This window comes from Lactobacillus amylovorus DSM 20531, assembly GCF_002706375.1.
Classification (GTDB): Bacteria; Bacillota; Bacilli; order Lactobacillales; family Lactobacillaceae; genus Lactobacillus; species Lactobacillus amylovorus.
Genome location: NZ_CP017706.1, coordinates 764,923 through 786,700, shown reverse-complemented (window position 1 = coordinate 786,700; position 21,778 = coordinate 764,923). Strand labels below are relative to the sequence as shown.

Genomic DNA, 21,778 nt, shown 5'->3' with positions numbered 1-21,778 from the left:
TAATACAAAGGGAGGGGTTAATAGATGGCAACAGAAGTTTATTTAGTTCGCCACGGTGAGACTATGTTTAACCAGCTGAACAAAGTTCAAGGCTGGTGTGATTCTCCACTAACTGTGAAGGGAATTAACGATTTAAAGAGAACTGCAGATGCATTAAGCCAAGTTCACTTTGACAACATGTACTCATCAGATTTGAAAAGAGCAATTGACACCGTTCACTTAATGAAAGACGCTAATTTGGTCTCGGATATTGGTAAAATTAAAAAGTTGCCGGAATTTCGTGAAGTTTTCTTTGGAACTTTCGAAGGTGATGATATTAACCAAACCTGGGATCAAGTAGCGATGGCAGCCGGAATCGGTCATGAAGACGATGTCACTAAGATTATCAATCAAGTGGGCCTGCATGATTTCCGTGAGGCTACTAAGAAGGCCGATCCACGTCACTTAGCAGAGAATACGGAAGAACTCGATAAAAGAATGGTCCGTGGGATCCAAGTATTAGGTGATCTTACCAAAAATGAAAAGAGAGTTCTGCTAGTTACACACGGCGATTTTATTAAAACCTTGTCGATTAAGTATTGGAATAGAAGTGATGGTAAGCATGACATCATTTTTCCAAATAACGGCAGCGTTACTAGAGGAATTTTGCATGACGATGGTCAATTTGAAATTGTTGACTACAATGTTGATGCAGAAAAATTATAAGAAAGTCCTACTGCATAAGTAGGGCCTTTTTTGGTACACTGATAGCAAGAGGAAAATTTAAATGAATAAAGATCATACAACTAAGCGCTATGTATTTGTTACGCTGTTAAATGTTGTTATTACTATTGCCGAATTCTTAGGTGGTATTTTTTCAGGATCACTAGCTTTGCTTTCAGATGCTGTCCACAATTTAAGTGATGTAGGTGCGATTATTTTATCTTTTGTCGCTCACCTGATTAGTAGACGTAGTCGTAATCAACACAAGACTTTCGGTTATGAGCGGGCGGAGACGTTAGCCGCCTTTACGAATGGCGTTATTCTGATCGTAATCAGTGTAGTTTTATTCGTAGAAGCAATTCAACGCTTCTGGGAGCCAGAACATATTCATGGCGGAATTATGCTGGCTGTCTCAATCATTGGTCTTGTGGCTAACTTGATCTCAATGTTTGCTATGCACAGAGATTCTAAGGGTAATTTGAATGTGCGCTCAACCTTTATTCATATGCTTAGCGATGCATTATCAAGTGTAGCGGTCGTAATTGGTGCGATTTTTATTTACTTCTGGAATGTGACTTGGCTTGACCCAGTTTTGACTATTTTGGTTTCACTCTTTGTTTTGCATGAAGCATATGAAATCACAATGAAGGCAGCCAATGTGTTAATGGAATCAAATCCTAATATCGATTTGACTAAAGTTAACGAGATTATGTTGTCATTCCCTGAAGTAAAGAATGTTCACCATGTCCATGTTTGGCGCTATAGTGATGATTTTATTATGATGGACGCTCACATTAACGTCGATCGTAATCTGCAAGCTGGCGAACTGGAACAGCTTTATCAAAAGATTGGTAAAAAGTTAAAAGAAGAATTGTGCATCAATCACATTACTTTACAAGCAGAATGTGAACGTGGCCGTAATGATAAGATGATCGTTCCAGGCCGCGGTAATAACGAAAATTAGGTGGATAAATGTTTTCAGTCAATATTTTTACAGCGATAATCGTTTTAGTTATGGGCATATACGATATGTCATATGCCTTTAATCGACGCAAGCAGCCTAATAATAAAGGCGGCATTAGGGCTTTTATGATTTTGGGCGTGATTTTCACCATCGGTGGAATCGTAATGATTATTAGATGTTTGATTAATAAAGGATAATAGAATGGCTAAATTAGTATTAGTTCGACATGGCGAAAGTGTTGCCAATGCCGCAAATGTTTATACTGGATGGAACGATGTTCCATTGACTCACAAGGGTGAGGAGCAGGCTAAGCAGGCAGGCGAATTAATTAATACTATCTCAGACTTTGCTCCAACGCATATCCATACTTCAGTCTTGTCGCGTGCTATTACGACAGCCAATATTGTCGCCGATACATGTAATTTGTTATGGCTCCCTATCACTAAGACGTGGCGACTAAATGAACGTCACTACGGGGCTCTACGTGGCCTTAACAAGGATATCTCGCGTAAAGTATTCGGTGTAGAACAAGTTTTACTCTGGCGGAGAGGTTTTGATTCCGTTCCACCTGCTCAAGGTTCGCCAATGATTGATCGTCGCTATAAATTATGCGATCAACATTTGATGCCACGAGCAGAAAGTTTACATCAAACCCAAAAACGTTTGATGCCATATTACTATGATCATATTGCTTCGAGATTGTTAAATGGCGAAGACCAATTAATCGTAGCTCATGGTTCAAGTCTTCGTGCTTTGATTAAAAAGCTTGAAAACATTAATGATCATGACATTGTTAACCTTGAAGTACCTAATGCAGAACCAATTGTTTATACGATGGATGATCAGTTAAATATTGTTGATAAAAAGATTTTACGTTAAAAATGCAGAGAACCTGCATTTTTTTAATGCTCTAAAGAGGGATTTACCTACAATTATGGTAGAATTTAATATGATTTCTAGTATATTAGTTTGGAGTATTTTGCATGCGTAAATTATTTTTATTGCGAGGTGCACCTGGCTCCGGTAAGTCTTCTTTTATTGCCCGTCATCACTTAACGCCTTATGCGATCAGTCGTGATCAAATTCGGTTATTATTGGCGGATTTAACAGTTTATTATCAAGAGGATGCGGATGTATTACACCAAGTGATTCCGCGGCACGTAACTGTGCGTACTGAGCAAATGGTGGATCACCTTGTAGAACACAAGATGGAACATGGGGAAACTGTAATTGTTGATGGAACACACATCGTTCCTAGCGCAATTGAGCATTTCAAGCCATGGGTAGACAAGTATCACTATGAATGTTTCGTAGTTGATTTAATGCAGCACAACACGTTGGAAAACTTACTTAAGCGTAATCAAACCAGAATGCATTACGATTGGGTAAAGCCAGAAGTTGTTAAGCAAATGTATCGTTCATATGAAGCACATCCAGAAGTTCCAAGTTGGGCACATAAGATTATCCCAACACAAATGGATCATGCACTATCACAAAAGGAAAGCAATCTTGATCGTTATTCACACGTAATTGCCGTTCCAGATAAGGTAAGTGAAGAAGATTTTCCACATGTGCATATCTCGAACTTCTACTTCTCATTTAATGAAAAGTTTACTGAGAAGTATGGAACTTACCGCAATGTGGTTTCAATTGCTAAGACTGAGGATGAAGCGGTAAAGCAATTCAAGTTGCCATATTTTGTCTTTAAGTTTCACCACAAGCATTTCTTGATCTCGGCATATCCAATTAGAAATGAAATGCTTGACCCAATTAGAAAAGTGAAGGGTGTATGGACATATTCAACTGGATTGTATAATGTTGCTGATTTTATTAAAGAATTTCCAGAAAATCCAAAGCAACATGTGCACCAGTTCAATTTAAGCAAACTTGATGCAACCCGTTTGCTTCATATTTGGTAAAAGAGTGCAAAAAAAGAGTTACGTTTTAAAAACGTAGCTCTTTTCTTTTATAAAATTATTGAATTAATATTCAAATGCTAAAGCACCCATTGGGTCCCATGGCAACAATTGAATAGGGTTCTTCTTGCCTTCGTCATATGCCTTCTTGAGGTCATCTGGCAAGAACTTCTTGTTAATAACAGCTTGGTAAACGAATGAATCGAACCACTTGTCGCTCATTACGAAGTAACCCTTAAAGCCTGGCTTTTCACCCCATGAGTTTTCAATCTTCCATTTAGTTGGTTTGCCATCAACAATGTCAACACCGGTGATAACCATAGCGTGGTCCATCATGCTTTCGCCAGAATCAAGCTTTTCAGCTTTAGTCATTGAGAAGTTAGTGTCGAACAATTCGTCACGACGGTAAAGATTAGTATCAAGGAGACCAGCTCTTCTTTCTGAATCCTTAACAACGTTTGAACCGAACCAAACAACTTCACCGCTCTTTAATTGCTTGATGATTAAGTCCTTCATTTCATCAACTTTAAGGTTCAAGTGACGAACTTGACGACCGCCTTCAACGTTACCTAAGTATTCAACTGAGAATACCTTGTGGAAAGGCTTGTCGCTAGTTGGAGCATTGATAGTTGAAATGTGGTTTTCAAGGTCCATGCCAACATATTTGTCGAAGAATTCCTTAGGAGTGATGTCCTTATCAATGTGGTAGTTCTTGTCGTCGTCTCTGTATTCAAAGCTGAACTTTGTTGGAGGAACACCAAGTGAAATTGAAAGTACACGGAAGACGTCGTTTAACATTTCTTCCTTGCGAGCTTGAACTTCGTCTTCTGACTTGCCATCGTTAACTAACTTACGCAATTCAAGACCATCTTTACGAAGTAAAGTGTTTAAAGTGTCGTTTAATGCACTAGAATTGTTTGAGTTAGCAGTTTCTGGGTAAACGCTCTTTGGTACGATACCGTACTTTTCAATGATGCCGCAAAGCATGTCCCATTGACCACCATCTTGTTGTGGAGTAGCAAACAAGAATGAAACCTTACGATCACCAAGTGACTTGTCTGCAGTTGCGATAACATTTTCGAAGAACCAGTTTGACTTTTCGAATTTGTCCCAGAAGTTAGTGTAGTTTTGAGATAATTCGAAGTCCTTTAACTTGAACTTCTTTTGAAGTGGGTGACGCATGGTGTTCAAAGCTGAGAACATCCAGCAACGACCTGATTGCTTTTGGTCAGCTGACTTACCAGTGTCGATTTCAATTGAGAAGGTTGGATCAAGATCAATCTTAGTTTGTAAGTCTTGGCTTGCCTTGAAAATACCGTTTTCTTGAGCAGCACGGCTAGCTACTTTGTATGCAGGATGATTGGTTAAATCGTTCTTGAATTTTTCGATTGTATCATTAGAAATTTCTTTTGCCATTAATTTTTCCTCCCTTTTTAATGGAAATCTAACTCCATTTTAGCCTATAAAGGGAGAAACGTCTATTTTGTAAATGGACGATGATACCAAATATCGTTTAATTCGGGATGCTTTTCAAAGTACTTAATGGCGATCGGATCAAGCGGCCACACCTTTTTACCAGATTCTTGAACATAAGCGATCACTTGTTTCATTAGCAAACTGATTTCATGTGGGTCATGTTCATCAGGATTAATAAAAATATGGTTCATCACCCAGACGGTAGCATCCTTACGTTCAATTAAATCTAAATCAGTTCGTGATGTGATTTGGTCGTCATTACTGTTAGATAGCGTAAAATATTTTTTAGTTTCAGACATTTTTTACCTTTTCTAAGAAAAAATCACGCTTTTTTTGCGTAATAAATAATGGGAAGTTAATTATTTTGTGTTTACCTAAAACATTGTAAAATAGATAACTAGCAAAATAAAAGAAGTAAATGGAGTTAACTAATGAAGACACGTGGATTTGAAGTAGTAAAAAAATATCAAGATAAAGGGATTAACTTGCCTAGAAGACAAACCTTGGCAAGTGCTGGCTATGATCTTGAGGCAGCTGAAGATATTACCATTCCTAGTATTTGGCGTCTTAACTTTGTCAGAATTTTTAGATTAATCAGAAATGGTCACCAACTTTATGAACGTGACTACGAAATGGCGGATCAAATATTAAAACCATTTTTGGTTCCTACAGGTTTGAAAGCTTATATGCATGAAGATGAAGTATTGATTTTAGCCAACCGTTCATCTAACACTTTTAAACGTAATCTTGCATTGCCTAATGGCATAGGAGTAATCGATTCAGATTATTACAACAATCCAAATAATGAAGGCGAAATTTTTGTGCAAATGCTTAATTACGGCGTGCGTCCTTTACACATTCATAAGGGTGATCGCATTGCACAAGGAATTTTTATTAAATATCTTAAAACTGACGACGATGATCCAATCAGTAGACAAAGAATTAGTGGTTTTGGTTCTACTAATGAAAAGAAGGATGATTAATGGCAAGAGTAAAAACACAATATAAATGTCGCTCCTGTGGCTATATTTCTGCGAGTTACTTGGGTAGATGTCCTAACTGTGGTGCTTGGAACCAATTTGAAAAAGAGACTGAAGAAGTACAAAAGCGTTCTACTAAGGCTACAGCTAGTCGTTTAATTCAAAAGACCGGCGTCAATGAACCGGTTAAGTTAGACGAAATTAAGGCAGAAAAAGAAGAAAGAATTCCTACCAAATCTGAAGAATTAAATCGTGTTTTAGGTGGCGGTATTGTGCCAGGATCGCTTGTCTTAATTGGCGGGGATCCCGGAATTGGTAAATCTACATTGATGCTGCAGATCATGAGCGATTTATCTGAAAAATATAAAGTACTATATGTTTCAGGGGAAGAATCAGCTAATCAGATCAAGTTAAGAGCCGATCGACTTTGCGTAGGGCAAAGCAACATGCTGTTATATCCCGAAACTGACATGCATGATATTCGTGAACAGATTAATGATGTTAAACCTGATTTTGTGGTGATCGATTCCATTCAAACGATGAATGAACCTAGTTTGGACTCGATGACCGGTTCAGCTTCACAGGTTAGGGAAGTAACCAGTGAGCTCATGAAGATCGCTAAAATGGATGCGATCACGATTTTTGTTATCGGTCACGTGACTAAAGAAGGGACCATTGCTGGTCCTAAGATTATGGAACACATGGTGGATACAGTACTTTATTTTGAGGGGGATGAACACCACTCTTACCGTATCCTGCACTCTGTTAAAAACCGTTTTGGTGCTGCTAACGAAATTGGCATGTTTGAGATGGTCAATGAAGGGCTAAAAGAAGTTACTAATCCATCATCTATTTTTCTTGATCAAAGATTGCCTAACTCGACTGGTTCAGCTGTCGTTGTTTCGCTTGAAGGAACCCGTCCACTTTTAGCTGAAATCCAAGCTTTGGTAACCCCAACGGCATTTGGCTATGCGAAGCGAACAACTTCAGGCCTTGACTACAATCGAGCAGCTCTTTTACTTGCCGTTCTTGAAAAGCGTGGCAATTTAATGCTGCAAAATCAAGATGTTTATTTAACTGCAACTGGCGGGATTAAACTGAATGAACCGGCAATTGATTTAGCTATTGTTATGGCTGTGGCATCTAGTTACACAGATAAAGAAATTTCACCAACGGACTGCTTTGTAGGTGAAGTTGGTTTAACCGGTGAAGTTCGCCGCGTAGACAAGATCGATGCTAGGGTAAAAGAAGCCGCTAAAGTTGGCTTTAAACGAATCTTTGTACCGCGGCACAACATGTATGCTGGTCTTAAAGATTATGGAATCGAAGTAATTCCAGTTTCCAGTATTCCACAAGCATTAAAATTAGTTTTTGATTAGCACTAATTGAATTCTTCCTATATAACGAGTAAACTAAGATTGTTTAAATCTACTATTTTTGAAAGAGGCATGAATTTTGGCTAAAGAAAAAATCCGTGTAAGATATGCACCAAGTCCAACTGGTCACTTGCACATTGGTAACGCACGTACTGCACTTTTTAACTATTTATTCGCCCGTCACAACAAGGGTACTATGGTATTGAGAATTGAAGATACCGACCAAAAACGTAACGTTAAGGGCGGTTCTAAGTCTCAAATGGAAAACCTTCACTGGTTAGGCATTGACTGGGATGAAGGTCCTGACAAGGGTGGAGACTACGGTCCATACCGTCAATCAGAAAGAAAAGAAATTTACCAAAAGTACATTGATCAATTGATCGACGAAGGCAAGGCATACTACTCATACAAGACTGAGGAAGAACTTGAAGCTCAACGTGAAGAACAACGTGCTATGGGTGTTGCTCCTCACTACACTTACGAATACGAAGGTATGACTGCTGACGAAATTAAGCAAGCTCAAGACGAAGCTAAGGCAAAGGGGCTTAAGCCAGTTGTACGTATTCACATTCCAGAAATGGAAACCTACTCATGGGATGATATCGTTAAGGGTCACCTTGAATTCGAATCAGACACTATCGGTGGCGACTTCGTTATTCAAAAGCGTGACGGTATGCCAACTTACAACTTTGCCGTTGTAATTGACGACCACTTGATGAAGATTACCCACGTACTTCGTGGTGATGACCACGTTTCAAACACTCCTAAGCAATTAGTAGTTTATGAAGCACTTGGCTGGAAGCCACCTAAGTTTGGTCACATGACTTTGATCATTAACTCAGAAACTGGTAAGAAGCTTTCTAAGCGTGATGAATCAGTTCTTCAATTTATTGAACAATATCGTGACCTTGGTTACTTACCAGAAGCTATGTTTAACTTCATTACACTTCTTGGTTGGTCACCAAAGGGTGAAAACGAAATCTTCACTAAGCGTGAATTTATCAAGCAATTTGATCCAGCTCGTTTGTCTAAATCACCTGCTGCATTTGACCAAAAGAAGCTTGAATGGATCAACAACCAATATATCAAGAAGGCTGATCGTGATACCTTGCTTGACCTTGCTTTGAACAACTTGCAAGAAGCAGGCTTAATTGATGAACACCCAACCCCAGAAAAGATGGAATGGGTACGTCAATTGGTTAACATTTACTCAGTACAAATGTCATACACTAAGCAAATCGTTGACATGGCTAAGATCTTCTTTGAAGATGCTAAGAATCTTTCAGACGAAGAAATTGAAGAAATTAAGAACGATGATGGTCGCGGCGTAATTGAAGAATTCAAGAAGCAATTAGACCTCATTCCAAGATTTACTTCAGTTCAAATCATGAATGCTATCCAAGCTACTCGTAAGGCAACTGGCGTTAAGGGTAGAAAGCTCTTTATGCCAATCAGAATTGCTACTACTCGTTCAATGGTTGGCCCTGGTATCGGTGAAGCCATGGAACTTTTGGGTAAGGAACGTGTTGTAGAACACATTGACTTAACCTTGAAGCAAATGAGTGCTAACAATCTTTAATTAAAAGAGAATAAAGCAAAGAAGAAGCTGCAGAAGACTACAACTTCTTTTTGTTTCTGCTAAAATAAAAATTAGCTATTTTCACAGAAGGGATGAGTGTTAGCTTTGAAAGTCTACAATACACTGACGCGCAAAAAAGAAGAATTTAAACCACTGGTTTCAGGACAAATTAGCATGTATGTCTGTGGACCAACCGTGTATAACTATATTCATATCGGCAATGCTCGTAGTTCAATCGCTTTTGATACGATCAGACGATATTTTGAATATAAAGGCTATAAGGTAAAATACGTTTCTAATTTTACTGATGTTGATGACAAGATGATCAATGAAGCTCGCGCTGAAGGGACGACTGTGCCTAAACTTGCAGAAAAGTTTATCAATGCTTTTTTGGAAGACACAACTGCCTTAAATATTGAACCTGCTACACTGCATCCTCGTGCAACTCATGAAATTAAAGATATTATCAATTTCGTTAAAACTTTAATTGATAAAGGCTATGCTTATGAAGTAGATGGCGATGTTTACTACCGTGCACGCAAGTTTAAGCACTACGGCGAACTTAGTGATCAAAATATCGAACAACTTGAAGAAGGTGCTTCAGAGCATATCAACGATGAAGAACAAAATCGTAAGGAAGATCCAATTGATTTTGCTCTTTGGAAAGCTCAAAAAGAGCCTGATGAAATTGCTTGGGATTCACCTTGGGGCAAGGGCCGTCCAGGTTGGCACATTGAATGTTCAGTGATGAGTACCAAATATTTGGGCGACACAATTGATATTCACGGTGGTGGTCAAGACCTTGAATTCCCACACCATGAAAATGAAATTGCTCAAAGTGAAGCAAAGACTGGCAAGAAGTTTGTTAATTACTGGCTTCACAACGGTTTTGTTACCGTGGGCAAGGATCAAGAAAAGATGTCTAAGTCACTACATAACTTTGTCACTGTGCATGACATTTTAAAGGAAGTTGATCCACAAGTATTGCGTTTCTTCATGGCTAGCGTGCAATACCGTCGTCAAATTAACTACTCCGAAGAAAACTTAAAACAAGCTGCTACTATTTTAGATAGATTCAAGAATACTTTAACCAATATCAATTACCGTCTTGAAGATGATACTGCTAGTGAAGCAGCACCAGATTTGGCTAAGTCAATTGAAGAAACTGAGCAAAAGTTCGTTACTGCAATGGACGATGACTTTAATGTGCAAAATGCCTTAACTGCTATTTATGATTTGCTTCCAGCAGTAAATGCCAATGCCAACAGTGAAAAGGCTGATAAAGAGACGTTGACACTTTTTGAAAAGAAATTAGCAGCTTGGTTGTTAGTCTTCGGCGTTGATACAGAAAAGTTGTGTGCTCAAAATGCCGGTTCAAATGATGATGAGATTGAAGAATTGGTAAAAAAGCGTGATGAAGCTCGTGCTAACAAGGATTGGGCAACTAGTGATAAATTGCGCGATCAATTAAAGGAAATGGGCATTACGATTCAAGATACCCCACAAGGGACAAGGTGGACTCGTGACTAAAATAAAAAAATTAACTGAAGAAGATGTAAATCCGGATACTTTGAATGGTCAAACTTTGGCTTATTTGGGGGATGCGGTCTACGAAGTGATCATTCGTCGCCACTTAGTTTGTGGCGGAATAGTAAAACCACAAGTTTTGCAACGTGAAGCAACGCATTATGTTTCTGCTAAAGCACAAGCTGCACTAGTAACTAAAATGCAGGATGAAGAATTGCTCACAGACGATGAGTTAACTGCATTTCGCCGCGGTCGCAATGCCAAGAGTCATACTAAAGCTAAGCATACTAGCCTTAAGACTTATCAATTGTCAACTGGTTTTGAGGCGATGATCGGTTACTTGAATTTGTTAAATCAAGATGATCGTGTGCAAGAATTAAGTAAATGGTGCATTGATACAGTAGAAAAGGACGGACTAAAAGATTATGACTTCGAATAAAGATTTTGTTTTTGGTCGCCATGCCGGACTGGATTATTTGAAGACGCATAACTCTGATCAAATCAATAAGGTGTTTTTGCAACATGGCGTGCAAGAAGACTTTGCTAATCAAGTATATGCGATTACTAAGAAAAAGAGATTGGTGGTTCAGACCGTTCCTAAGAATAAGTTGGATCGTTTAGTTGAAGGCGGCAACCACCAAGGGCTTGTTTTGGCAATCTCTAGTTTTGAATATGCCGACTTGGATCAACTGCTTGATCAATTTGACCAAGAAGGAAAAGAACCATTTTTATTGATGCTTGATTCAATTGAAGATCCGCATAATCTAGGTTCCATTTTACGTTCTGCAGATGCGACAGGCGTAGACGGAATTATTATTCCTAAGCGTCATGCCACTGGTTTGACCTCGGTTGTAGCTAAGACTTCAACCGGTGCGATCGATTATGTTCCTGTTGCCCGTGTAAACAATTTGGTCCAAACAACTAAGGAATTGAAGAAGCGCGGCTACTGGATCTTTGGTACAGACATGGCTGGTGTTGATTACCGTGAATGGAATGCCAATGGTAAAACAGTTTTGGTTATTGGTAACGAAGGTAAAGGAATCGCTCCATTACTTAAGAAACAAATGGATCAAACCATTACTTTGCCAATGATTGGTCACGTTCAATCATTGAATGCGAGTGTGGCAACAGGTGTTTTGCTCTATCAAGCATTTAACAGTAGACATCCATTAAAATAAGAAAAAACTGACAAAAGTTGAATTTTGTCGGCTTTTTTTGTACAAAATGGCCAATCTGTCGGTATAAACTTTTGTTCTCTTATCATGCTCAGAGCTCAACCTGTATCCTCAAAATGAACTTTGAAAGAGGATACAGAGATGAGAGTAAAAGAGAGAAAGTTAATTAAAAAAGTTAAAGCCGGGGATGATGAGGCTTTAGAAAAATTATTTGTATTATATAAACCGTTAGTGAATTCAGTTGTAAAAAAGTATTACCTGGGTCATTATGATCGCAATGATTGGGAACAGGAGGCCATGATTATTTGTTATGAAGCTGCCTTAGTTTATTCCAGTGAAAAAGGTAATTTTGGTAGTTTGTATAAAACAAAATTGTCGAATCATGCGCGAACTTTGATTAGGTACAATAATGCTTTTAAAAGACAGGTTTATGATCAATCTATTTCCTGGGAAAGTGTCAAAATTCAGGGAATTCAGGAGCCGAGGCGGAGCGAATTAGCGATTCCAATCAACGATACCTACAATGAATTCGTCAAAAGTTTATCACGTTTGGAATTAATCGCATTAATGACGATTATTGGTGAAATGAGTGCGGAATACGTGATTGATCATTTAAAAATTGAGGCAATTCAACTGATTAGAGCAAGATCAAGGACCCTGCAAAAAATGCGCAAAGTACTTTTTTAGTATGCTATAAAAAGAAAGTGCGGTATAATAATAAACGTAGAATATTTTAGGAGGTAATTTAAGATGGCAGACGAAATTATTAAGACTGCATTGTTAGACCGTCACATGAAAGAAGTATTTGACTGGAGTGATTCAAACATGCCAGTTAGAGATGCCCTTTGGGACTACTTTATGGAAAAGAATGGTAGAGATACCATGAAGACGGAAGAAGATATGCTTCCATTTTTGAAAGACTCAGACGATAAGATCGAAGCCTTCGTTAACGAAAATCTTAAGAAGTAAATCCGACTAAAAACAATGTTCTACGCACCGTGGTCACGCATGTTTGACCACCAAAGACAGCTACTCTCCGGTAGTTGTCTTTTTTGTGCTTCAAATAATCTTTTGCTATAATTTTCAAAAATTATTGAAAAGGGAAAGTTATGAGCAAAAGCAAGAAAAAGAAACGCAAACAAGTAATAAAAGAAATTGAAGAAATGAACCGCATTATTGAATTTCTGACTGATAATACAGTTTATTATTATTTAGATACTGTACCGAAAACTATTGGTCGTGAGGATTCTTACTATGATGGCTATCAAGATTGGTGTGACAAGTCTTATTTACCTGCTTTTGCCGAGAGTGTTACTAGTATAACTTTTGCAATGATGGAATATAATTATGCAGAAGTATATTTAGAACCAGAATTTTATCCGAAAAAGTATAGTAAGTATGTAGGTAAGAATATTCGTAATATTGGTTTTGATAAATTAGAAGAAATTATTAAGCATATCGTTTTAAAATGGCAGGGTAGTTTAATTATTAAGTTAGTTGATAAAAAGCATCGAGAATTCTTTATTCAAATTAAGGATGAATGGGAAACTATTTTCTTAAATTTAAGAGGTAAGAATCTTAAATTAGTTAAAGAACTAGCTCGAAGTGAAGGTTTATTTCTACAAAAGATAAAAGACCGCCACTGGGATTGGGAAGATTTGCCAAAATCTTGGCAAGATAAGTCTTATAAGAAATGGAAGAAGTTTTATCAGAAATAAAATGAAATATATTATTGGCATGGATGTCGGTACAACGGCAACTAAAGGCGTACTTTATGATGAAAAGGGTAAGGCTGTTTTTTTCGGCTAGTAAGGGTTACCCATTAATTCAAACTAAAATAGGACAAGCTGAAGAAGATCCTAAGATGATTTTTGATGCAGTTCAAGAAATTATTTTTGCTTTAGCGCAGAAGGTAGACGGTGAAATTGCGGCTATCTCTTGGTCTAGCCAGATGCATAGCCTGATTGGTTTAGGCAAAGACAATAACCTATTAACTAATAGCATTACGTGGGCAGATAATTGTGCGAAGAATATTGTCCAGGATGCGAAAAGAAGTGGTTTGGCGCAAAAGATATATCGAAAAACAGGGATGCCAATGCACCCGATGGCACCAATTTATAAACTTTTGTGGTTAAAAGATAAAAAGCAGGAGCTGTTTAACCAAGCTGAAAAATGGATTGGGATCAAGGAATATTTGATCTTTCGTTTAACAGGTAAGCTAGTCGTCGATACTACGATGGCGGCTGGGACAGGGATGCTCAATCTTGAAACACTAACTTGGGATCAAGAATTGTTGGATCTGTTAAATGTAAAGCGAGATCAGCTACCTGAAATAGCACAGCCGACGGAAATTATCGCTCCTATTAAAGAGGATTATGTGCAAAAACTAGGGATAAATCCTGATACTAAAATTGTTTTAGGAGCCAGTGATGGCTATTTATCTACAATTGGGGTTAACGCAATTGATAGTGATCATTTTGCTTTAAACGTAGGTACGTCAGGCGCGGTTAGAACAATCGTTGATCAACCTAAGATCGATCAAAAGGCTAGTTATTTCTGTTATCCAGTTGATAAAAAACATTATCTATTGGGCGGTCCAGTAAATAACGGCGGGATCGTATTTAATTGGGCACGTCAGACCTTGTTTGATGCCGATGAGACACCGCAAGATTATTTGGATGTTGCGCAAACTGCTTCAGCAGGAAGCCGAGGCTTAATCTTTTTGCCTTACTTAGGCGGAGAACGTGCTCCAATTTGGGATGCCAATGCGCGTGGTTCATTTGTTGGCTTAACGCGCATGCATCAAAAGCCTGAAATGGCGCGAGCAGTAATTGAAGGTATTATTTTTAATCTGTATGATGCGGCCTTTAGTTTGATTAAAAATACGAAAAAGCCAGTCGCAATTAATGCAACTGGTGGCTTCTTAAAGAATGATTTTGTAAGACAGCTTTGTGCTGATATTTTTAACGTGCCGATTGTGACCATGAAAGAGCAACAGAGTGGGACGCTGGCTGCTATGTTTTTGACAAGACAGGCGTTAGGTCTTAATGAAAAACTAAGTGAGATTAAACAATTTGCTCAAATAGACAAAGTGTATTTCCCTAATCAAAAAGAAGCAGCTGTTTATCAAAATTTGTTCCCACTTTATTGTGAAGTCAAAAATGCTTTGGCTGCTTCTTATAGAAAATTTGTGAATAAAGATTAATCATTAATTGGCATCATTTCGATGTAGCCTCTTGTTCCAATTTTATTCCTCCTTACATGTTGTATTATGCCGAATTATCTAGAAAAGTACTCGACTTATTTTGCCATAAAAAATCTCTTCAGGATTACCCGAAGAGATTTTTAGTTTGTTTTTAAATATTTATTTTTAGGCGTTCTTAACGTCTTCAACGATTTGATCAACAGTCATACGGTTATCTTTCAAAATGTCTTTTAATGGAACTTGATCAGTGTAAACACGTTTTTGACCGTAATTCAAAACTTTGACGTCTTTGTCACCGAGGTATGAAGCAACCTTTTCACCAAAGCCACCGTCTAAAATGTTGTCTTCAAGAGTTACGATAACTTTGTTTTCATCAGCTAATTTATCTAATGAAGCGGTGTCTAAGATATTAGCTGAAATTGGGTTAACCAAACTTGCACCGAGTTTTTCAGCAACTTCTTTACCAAGCATTTCGTACATGTCACCTAAAGCCAAAACTGCGACGTCGTTACCAGGCTTGATATCATATTTGATTTCTGAGTAATCACGACTAACATCTTTGCCTGCAGGAACACGCTTAGTTGGTATCTTGATTGCAACTGGGTGCTTTCTTTGCTTAATAGCCCATTCCATCATGTCTTTTTCTTCAGCCAAGGTGGTAGGGGCAAGGTAGATCCAGTTAGGTAAATTAGAAATCATTACTTGATCAAAAATACCAAGGTGGGTCTTACTTGTACCAGACATTCCGCCACCGGCAACCATCATGACAACAGGCAAGTCGTTTGCGGCAACGTCGTGTGATAATTGGTCAAAGGCACGTTGTAAGAAGGTTGAATTTTCAAACAATACTGGAACTGCACCTTCCTTAGCCATACCTGCAGCAAAGGCAACAGACTCTTGCTCGGCAATACCTACATCGTGGTAGTTTTCAGGATATTTATTCTTAATTTCATCAAGACCAAAGACACCAGGAATTGCAGCATCGATAGCCATGATCTTTTCACCATTTTCAATGTGCTTCTTCATTACATCCATTGCAACAGAATTTGCAGTTGGACCTTCTGGGGCTGGAACAGTTGTCTTGTCGGTCTTTAAATCAAATGGCATTACCCAGTGGTGAGCTTCTTCATTGTCGATAGCTGGTTCATAGCCCTTACCTTTCAAGGTGTTGATATGAAGCAAAATTGGGTGATCTACATCTTTAACTGCCTTGAAGGCATCAATCATTGATTTAACATCGTTACCATCAGCAACGTAGCGGTAGTCAAAGCCCATTGCAGTAAATGGGTTTTCTTTAGTTTCACCATTTGAATCACGCAATTTCTTTAAAGCGGTGACTAAACCACCCACGTTTTCGTCGATGGACATTTGGTTGTCGTTAACTACGACAACAATGTTGTGCTTTTCAATAACTGCGTTGTTTAAACCTTCATAAGCTAAGCCGCCAGTCATTGAACCATCACCGATTAAAGCCATGATGTTTTCGTGTCTACCCATTAAATCTCTAGCTTTAGCCATACCTGTTGCTAAAGCAATCGAAGTAGAGGTGTGACCTACAGCGTAGTAGTCATATGGACTTTCATCTGGGTTAGTATATGGAGTTACGTCTTCGTAATGATCTGGATCAATCCAGGCAAGAGCACGACCAGTCAACATCTTGTGTGGGTAAGTTTGGTGAGAAACATCCCAAACGATCTTGTCTTTAGGTGCATCAAAAACGTAGTGGTAAGCAATAGTTGCTTCTACGATACCCAAGTCTGGACCAAGGTGGCCACCTTCAGCTGCGTCTTTTTCGAGAATTAAGGTTCTAATTTCTTTAGCTAATTCTTCCATTTCAGGAATGGAGAGCTTCTTTAAGTCTTTAGGACCAGAAATGTTATTTAATAAATATTCTGGGTGTTTATTCATAATAAGTTTCCTTTCTGCAAAATATTCATACTTATTACTCACACTTATTATAGATAAGTAGGACGCATAATTAAAATATAAAAATCGAATAGGTTATCATTAGTTTTGTTTATTGACGCAATAGGGCAGATCAGTATAAAATACTCCTTAAGTATGTGTTTTAATAAAAGTTTGGAAGTGAGACTATGGCAGTGAAAAAAGCAGCCTTAGCCTGCAGCGTATGTGGGTCACGCAACTACTCAATCACCGCAAGCAAGAATCGCACTCAGCGACTTGAACTGAAGAAGTTCTGCAAGCATTGCGGTAAGATGACTTTGCATAAAGAAACGAGGTAAAGAAGTTAATGATTAAGTTTTTTAAGAGTGTAGCTCAAGAAATGAAGATGGTTACTTGGCCATCAGCTAAGCAAAACAGACACGATACTGCAATTGTTATTACTAGTTCAATTTTATTTGCAGCATATTTAGGCGCTCTTGACTGGCTCTTCAGTTGGTTAACTCAAAGAATTATGTAATCGTAGGTAATAGAATTTACCTTTGATTCATGCTATAATTAATAAAAGCGAAGAAGAGAAACCTCTGAGTAGAGGTTTTTTTGTTTACCTAAATTAAGGAGAAGTCAAAATGGTCGAAACAGCTCAAAAGAAATGGTATGTATTGCACACTTATTCTGGCTATGAAGATAAGGTTAAGTCAGACTTGCTTTCTCGTGCTCAAAGTATGGGGATGCAAGATTACATTTTCAGCGTAATGGTTCCTGAAGAAGAAAAGGTTGAAACTGTCCGCGGCAAGAAGCAAGAAGTTGAAGAAAAGATTTTCCCAGGTTACGTTTTAGTTGAAATGGTAATGACTGATGAAAGTTGGTTCATCGTAAGAAACACTCCTAACGTAACTGGCTTTGTTGGTTCACACGGTGGTGGTTCTAAGCCTTCACCACTTCTTCCAGAAGAAGTTGAACGTTTGCTTAAGAACCAAGGCCAACCTGCTAAGGAACCAACTACTAACTTCGATGTTGGCGAATCAGTAACTATTACTGAAGGTGCCTTCAATGGTATGGTTGGTAAGATCACTGACATTCAACCTGATAAGTACAAATTATATGTTTCAGTTGATATGTTTGGTCGTGCAACTACTGCTGAAATTGACTACGATCAAGTTAAGAAGTTGGACGAAAACGAATAATTGTAAATTATTGTTGTAATTGTACTGAAACGATGTTATTCTAATACGGTACGTTTATTATTGTGGGAGGAGAAAAAGGAAAATTCTCCATTTTAACCGCATCACGGAATCAAGGAGGTTTTGACCGTGGCAAAGAAAGTTATTAACGTAGTTAAGTTACAAATTCCAGCTGGCGCTGCAACCCCTGCACCTCCAGTTGGTCCTGCTTTGGGTCAAGCTGGTATTAACATTGTTGGTTTTACTAAGGACTTCAATGCTAGAACTGCTGACCAAAAGGGCATGATTATCCCTGTAGTTATTACTGTTTACGAAGACCGTTCATTCGAATTCGTAACTAAGACTCCACCAGCACCAGTACTTTTGAAGCAAGCTGCTAAGATCAAGAAGGCTTCTGGTGAACCTAACACCAAGAAAGTTGGTAAGGTAACCAAGGACCAAGTCAAGGAAATTGCCGAGACTAAGATGAAAGACCTTAACGCTGCTGACATCGAAGCTGCTATGCGCATGGTTGAAGGTACCGCTAGAAGCATGGGTATCGAAGTCGAAGACTAATCCTGTTATTTAGGTAACACATTAGGTGGGAGAGTTAGAGAAGCTCGTTTGACCACATATACAAGGAGGAAATCACATGCCAAAGCATGGTAAGAAATATTTAGATGCTGCCAAGAAGGTAGACTCAAATAAATTATACTCAGTAGCAGAAGCTATGAAACTTGTTAAGGAAACCTCATACGCTAACTTTGACGCTACAGTTGATGTAGCTTACAACTTGAGCGTAGATCCTAAGCAAGCAGACCAACAAATCCGTGGTTCACTTGTTTTACCAAATGGTACTGGTAAGACTCAAACCGTTGTAGTATTTGCTGAAGGCCCACAAGCTGATCAAGCTAAGGCTGCAGGTGCTGACTTTGTTGGCTCAGACGACTTAGTACAAAAGATTCAAGACGGTTGGTTAGATTTCGACGTTGTAGTTGCCACTCCAATGATGATGGCTAAGGTAGGTCGTTTAGGTCGTATTCTTGGACCTAAGGGCTTAATGCCAAACCCTAAGACTGGTACTGTAACTATGGACATCGAAAAGGCCGTTAAGAATGTTAAGGCTGGTCAAGTAGAATACCGTGTTGACCGTCAAGCTGCTATTCACACTCCTATTGGTAAGGTATCATTTACTGAAGACCAATTAGTTGAAAACTTTGACGCTTTACGTGATGTAATTTTACGTGCACGTCCTGCTTCAGCTAAGGGTCAATACATTAAGAGTGTTACAATTTCAGCAACCTTTGGTCCTGGTATCAAGCTTGATCCATTAAACTTGGACTAATTTAAATATATTTTAATAAGCGCCCCGTGTTATAGCGGGGCGCTTTTTTGTATGGTATCATTAATTTATCTTTGCGATCAAATCTTAAATATAAGGGGAAGATTAGCAGCCAATAAAAATATAGATAAACATAGAAAAAATAGTAAAAATCAGTTTCACTTAGAAAGTTAAACATGGAAAATGAAGCTGAGTAAAATTTAATATTTTGTTCGCTTGTATTAAATTGCCTGTCTGCTAAACTGATGTTCGATTGAGGAGAAAGGCAATGATTAAAACACAAGTAGTTAAGCTAAAAGTAAATAAAACAATGCAGAGACATCTTGATGCTTTATGTGACTATCGCAGATATTGTTGGAATAAAGGGTTGGAAATCTGGCAGTTGAAGTATGAGGCTCATACCTTAAGTGCTAAAGATAACCCTAGTCCTAATGAACGCAGAGTTCGTGATGAATTGGTAACTAATAAATCAGATTGGCATATGATCTATCCGCTAGGTACCTCCAATTAGCTATCAAGGATTTAGCTAATGCCTGGAAGAACTTCTTTGACAAGTCACAGCCTGATTGGGGTAAACCTAAATTTAAATCCAAGAAAGCTCCTAGACAAGGCTTTAAAACAGATCGAGCTAAAATTATTAATGGCAAGCTTCGGCTTGATAAGCCAATAAATATTTCCAAAGATAATTGGTTCGATCTAGCAAGCTATGCAGCTTTAAAGATAAACCAAGTTAAAGTGATAAGCATCTTTAAAGAAAATGAGACTTATTATGCAGCCTTGTCTTATGAAGAGGAAGTTACTGCTAAGACTAAAACTCATCAAAAAACTGCAGTTGATGTTAATGTCGGTCATTTCAACTATACAGAGGATCAAATCAATGTCTTGCCAGCCAAATTGCAAAAGCTCTATAAGCGAATTAAGCATTATCAAAGAATGTTAGCCCGTAAAAGAGAAATTAATGGTAAGCTAGCTATTAAATCAAATAATTACTTAGCAGTGAGAATCAAACTGCAAAGAGATTATCGTAAAATAGCTAATATCCAAAATGATCTTTTACAAAAATTCACTACCAAGTTAGTGAATAATTACGATCGAAGATTTAGCAGTCAAAGAAATGATGATGAGGCATGTGGCTTCAAAAGGCATGCAGAGCTCGCTTTTTAGCAGATTCAGACAGATCTTAACTTACAAGTGCGATTGGTACAATAAAAAATTAATTCTTACCTCTAAAACGTATCCATCAACACAAAGATGTGCAAAGTGTGGTTATGTCAAAAAAGGTGATGAAAAGATCACTCTGCAAGGCAATCAAAAGCATGGTACAAAGCATAATGAGTATATCTGTTATCAGTGTGGCTATAATAATAATAGAGATGAAAATGCAGTATTAAATCTTTTAGCTTTAGCAAAATAAAGAAAACAATCGGGGCTGGCTAGGTCCTTAAGCTGTAAGAGTTAGTCAATGCGATTACTCCTAAATTGGAATATCGGAATACTGGTGTTGACGACAGTAAATAAAATAAAGAAAGGAAAATATACATCTTTCTAATATGTAGAAAAACTAATTATTTTACATATTTCCATGTTTTATATAGCAAAGGCAATGAGAAAGCATTCGATAGGAAAATTAATCATACTTTTGTTGTTGACATTGGTTGCTACAACCGCTTGTGCCAATAATGGTTCAAAAATTACGATTGTTGGTTCAAGTGCCATGCAACTTTTAGCCGAACAAGCAGGCAATGATTATCGCTTAAGCCATTCTAATAGCAACATTGTTGTTCAAGGTGGTGGTTCCGGTACTGGACTTAGCCAAGTTCAAGCTGGCGCAGTGCAAATTGGGACTTCTGATGTGTTTGCGGAAACTCAAAAAGGAATTCAAGCAAATAAGCTAAAAGACTATAGAGTAGCCGTAGTTGGAATTGTACCTATTGTTAATAAAGATGTTGGTATAAAAAATATTACTACCAATGAACTAACCAAGATCTTTACAGGAAAAGTTACCAATTGGAAACAACTTGGTGGCAAAAATGAAGCAATTACTGTAATCAACCGTTCAAAGGGTAGTGGTACTAGAGGTACTTTTGAAGATATAATTTTGCGAGGTCAAAAACCAATTAAGTCTCAAGAACAAGACTCAAACGGGACAGTAAAGAAAATTGTCAATAGTACTCCGGGAGCCATCAGTTACTTGTCATTCCCATATGCTCACGACACTCATATTCAAAAATTGAGTATTGATAATGTTAAACCAACAAACAAAAACATTACTACTAATAAATGGAAACTTTGGTCATATGAGCATATGTATACTAAAGGCGAACCTAATAAGCAAACTAAAGCCTTTATTAAGTATATGCTCGGCAAAAAGGTACAAAAAGATCTTGTGCCTAAGATCGGTTATTTGAGTATTAATGATATGAAAGTTACTCGTAATAGTAAAAATCAAGTTACGCAAATAGGAAAATAGT

24 protein-coding genes and 2 pseudogenes are annotated in these 21,778 nt (G+C 37.9%); 22 read left to right on the top strand and 4 right to left on the bottom strand.

The features are described 5' to 3' along the window. Positions 1 to 24: 24 nt before the first annotated feature. The 5 genes from LA20531_RS04130 to LA20531_RS04110 all read left to right on the top strand — a co-directional run bounded on the left by LA20531_RS04130 (position 25) and on the right by LA20531_RS04110 (position 3,585). Positions 25 to 705: a histidine phosphatase family protein gene (locus LA20531_RS04130; RefSeq protein ID WP_056939979.1), complete on the top strand. Its 681-nt coding sequence runs from the start codon at positions 25 to 27 to the stop codon at positions 703 to 705. 61 nt (positions 706 to 766) lie between these two features. Further along, the gene (locus LA20531_RS04125) at positions 767 to 1,666 is read left to right on the top strand and encodes a cation diffusion facilitator family transporter (RefSeq protein ID WP_056939978.1); all 900 of its coding nucleotides are present in this window, start codon (positions 767 to 769) and stop codon (positions 1,664 to 1,666) included. Between the two features lie 8 nt (positions 1,667 to 1,674). Continuing rightward, positions 1,675 to 1,863: a DUF308 domain-containing protein gene (locus LA20531_RS04120; protein ID WP_013437161.1), complete on the top strand. Its 189-nt coding sequence runs from the start codon at positions 1,675 to 1,677 to the stop codon at positions 1,861 to 1,863. A gap of 4 nt (positions 1,864 to 1,867) precedes the next feature. After that, on the top strand, positions 1,868 to 2,545 hold the full coding sequence (locus tag LA20531_RS04115) for a 2,3-bisphosphoglycerate-dependent phosphoglycerate mutase (RefSeq protein ID WP_022087068.1): 678 nt from the start codon (positions 1,868 to 1,870) through the stop codon (positions 2,543 to 2,545). 104 nt (positions 2,546 to 2,649) lie between these two features. Beyond that, a complete protein-coding gene (locus tag LA20531_RS04110; protein WP_013437163.1) occupies positions 2,650 to 3,585 on the top strand; it encodes an AAA family ATPase in 936 nt (311 codons plus the stop codon). 63 nt (positions 3,586 to 3,648) lie between these two features. Here the strand turns inward: LA20531_RS04110 and pepC are convergent, their stop codons facing one another. Continuing rightward, positions 3,649 to 4,998 (bottom strand): aminopeptidase C, encoded by a 1,350-nt coding sequence (gene pepC / locus LA20531_RS04105; protein ID WP_056939977.1) that lies wholly within the window; start codon positions 4,996 to 4,998, stop codon positions 3,649 to 3,651. A 62-nt stretch (positions 4,999 to 5,060) separates the two neighbouring features. After that, positions 5,061 to 5,357, bottom strand: coding sequence for a GNAT family N-acetyltransferase (locus LA20531_RS04100; RefSeq protein WP_056939976.1), 297 nt, complete (start codon positions 5,355 to 5,357; stop codon positions 5,061 to 5,063). A 132-nt stretch (positions 5,358 to 5,489) separates the two neighbouring features. Between LA20531_RS04100 and LA20531_RS04095 the strand changes: the two genes are divergently transcribed. The 8 genes from LA20531_RS04095 to LA20531_RS04060 all read left to right on the top strand — a co-directional run bounded on the left by LA20531_RS04095 (position 5,490) and on the right by LA20531_RS04060 (position 12,664). Next, positions 5,490 to 6,041 carry a dCTP deaminase/dUTPase family protein gene (locus LA20531_RS04095; RefSeq protein ID WP_056939975.1) on the top strand — a complete coding sequence of 184 codons (552 nt, stop codon included), beginning with the start codon at positions 5,490 to 5,492 and terminating at the stop codon, positions 6,039 to 6,041. Continuing rightward, positions 6,041 to 7,417: a DNA repair protein RadA gene (gene radA / locus LA20531_RS04090; RefSeq protein ID WP_056939974.1), complete on the top strand. Its 1,377-nt coding sequence runs from the start codon at positions 6,041 to 6,043 to the stop codon at positions 7,415 to 7,417. Before LA20531_RS04095 ends, radA begins: the two co-directional genes overlap by 1 nt. 76 nt (positions 7,418 to 7,493) lie before the next feature. Then, positions 7,494 to 8,993, top strand: coding sequence for a glutamate--tRNA ligase (gltX, locus tag LA20531_RS04085; protein WP_056939973.1), 1,500 nt, complete (start codon positions 7,494 to 7,496; stop codon positions 8,991 to 8,993). A gap of 105 nt (positions 8,994 to 9,098) precedes the next feature. Continuing rightward, positions 9,099 to 10,523: a cysteine--tRNA ligase gene (gene cysS, locus LA20531_RS04080; protein WP_276066464.1), complete on the top strand. Its 1,425-nt coding sequence runs from the start codon at positions 9,099 to 9,101 to the stop codon at positions 10,521 to 10,523. Next, positions 10,516 to 10,959, top strand: coding sequence for a Mini-ribonuclease 3 (locus LA20531_RS04075; protein ID WP_056939971.1), 444 nt, complete (start codon positions 10,516 to 10,518; stop codon positions 10,957 to 10,959). The genes cysS and LA20531_RS04075 overlap by 8 nt, the downstream gene beginning before the upstream one ends. Beyond that, positions 10,946 to 11,698 carry a 23S rRNA (guanosine(2251)-2'-O)-methyltransferase RlmB gene (gene rlmB, locus LA20531_RS04070; protein WP_056939970.1) on the top strand — a complete coding sequence of 251 codons (753 nt, stop codon included), beginning with the start codon at positions 10,946 to 10,948 and terminating at the stop codon, positions 11,696 to 11,698. The genes LA20531_RS04075 and rlmB overlap by 14 nt, the downstream gene beginning before the upstream one ends. A 138-nt stretch (positions 11,699 to 11,836) precedes the next feature. Then, on the top strand, positions 11,837 to 12,382 hold the full coding sequence (locus tag LA20531_RS04065; protein ID WP_056939969.1) for a sigma-70 RNA polymerase sigma factor region 4 domain-containing protein: 546 nt from the start codon (positions 11,837 to 11,839) through the stop codon (positions 12,380 to 12,382). A gap of 63 nt (positions 12,383 to 12,445) precedes the next feature. Beyond that, positions 12,446 to 12,664 (top strand): P8 family protein, encoded by a 219-nt coding sequence (locus LA20531_RS04060; RefSeq protein WP_007126845.1) that lies wholly within the window; start codon positions 12,446 to 12,448, stop codon positions 12,662 to 12,664. On the opposite strand, the gene LA20531_RS11830 is transcribed toward LA20531_RS04060, so the two are convergent. Next, on the bottom strand, positions 12,654 to 12,782 hold the full coding sequence (locus LA20531_RS11830) for a hypothetical protein (protein WP_257790269.1): 129 nt from the start codon (positions 12,780 to 12,782) through the stop codon (positions 12,654 to 12,656). The two genes, LA20531_RS04060 and LA20531_RS11830, sit on opposite strands and share 11 nt — an antisense overlap. Positions 12,783 to 12,804: 22 nt before the next feature. Between LA20531_RS11830 and LA20531_RS04055 the strand changes: the two genes are divergently transcribed. Beyond that, complete coding sequence (locus tag LA20531_RS04055) at positions 12,805 to 13,413, top strand: hypothetical protein (RefSeq protein ID WP_056939968.1); 609 nt, start codon at positions 12,805 to 12,807, stop codon at positions 13,411 to 13,413. A 1-nt stretch (position 13,414) separates the two neighbouring features. Further along, a pseudogene (locus LA20531_RS04050) lies at positions 13,415 to 14,900 on the top strand (gluconokinase). 165 nt (positions 14,901 to 15,065) lie between these two features. Here LA20531_RS04050 and LA20531_RS04045 read toward each other — a convergent pair. After that, complete coding sequence (locus LA20531_RS04045; RefSeq protein ID WP_056939967.1) at positions 15,066 to 16,808, bottom strand: 1-deoxy-D-xylulose-5-phosphate synthase; 1,743 nt, start codon at positions 16,806 to 16,808, stop codon at positions 15,066 to 15,068. 185 nt (positions 16,809 to 16,993) lie between these two features. On the opposite strand from LA20531_RS04045, the gene rpmG reads away from it, so the two are divergent. The 7 genes and pseudogenes from rpmG to LA20531_RS04010 all read left to right on the top strand — a co-directional run bounded on the left by rpmG (position 16,994) and on the right by LA20531_RS04010 (position 21,777). Further along, positions 16,994 to 17,143 carry a 50S ribosomal protein L33 gene (gene rpmG / locus LA20531_RS04040; RefSeq protein ID WP_003549092.1) on the top strand — a complete coding sequence of 50 codons (150 nt, stop codon included), beginning with the start codon at positions 16,994 to 16,996 and terminating at the stop codon, positions 17,141 to 17,143. A gap of 8 nt (positions 17,144 to 17,151) precedes the next feature. Further along, on the top strand, positions 17,152 to 17,322 hold the full coding sequence (gene secE, locus LA20531_RS04035; RefSeq protein WP_013437176.1) for a preprotein translocase subunit SecE: 171 nt from the start codon (positions 17,152 to 17,154) through the stop codon (positions 17,320 to 17,322). 109 nt (positions 17,323 to 17,431) lie between these two features. Continuing rightward, positions 17,432 to 17,989 carry a transcription termination/antitermination protein NusG gene (gene nusG, locus LA20531_RS04030; protein ID WP_056939966.1) on the top strand — a complete coding sequence of 186 codons (558 nt, stop codon included), beginning with the start codon at positions 17,432 to 17,434 and terminating at the stop codon, positions 17,987 to 17,989. Between the two features lie 126 nt (positions 17,990 to 18,115). Next, positions 18,116 to 18,541 (top strand): 50S ribosomal protein L11, encoded by a 426-nt coding sequence (gene rplK, locus LA20531_RS04025; protein WP_013437178.1) that lies wholly within the window; start codon positions 18,116 to 18,118, stop codon positions 18,539 to 18,541. Between the two features lie 76 nt (positions 18,542 to 18,617). Then, positions 18,618 to 19,310 carry a 50S ribosomal protein L1 gene (rplA, locus tag LA20531_RS04020; protein ID WP_056939965.1) on the top strand — a complete coding sequence of 231 codons (693 nt, stop codon included), beginning with the start codon at positions 18,618 to 18,620 and terminating at the stop codon, positions 19,308 to 19,310. 265 nt (positions 19,311 to 19,575) lie between these two features. Beyond that, a pseudogene (locus LA20531_RS04015) lies at positions 19,576 to 20,721 on the top strand (RNA-guided endonuclease InsQ/TnpB family protein). A gap of 189 nt (positions 20,722 to 20,910) precedes the next feature. Next, positions 20,911 to 21,777, top strand: a complete 867-nt coding sequence (locus LA20531_RS04010; RefSeq protein ID WP_056939964.1) for a phosphate ABC transporter substrate-binding protein — start codon at positions 20,911 to 20,913, stop codon at positions 21,775 to 21,777. Position 21,778: the final 1 nt, after the last annotated feature.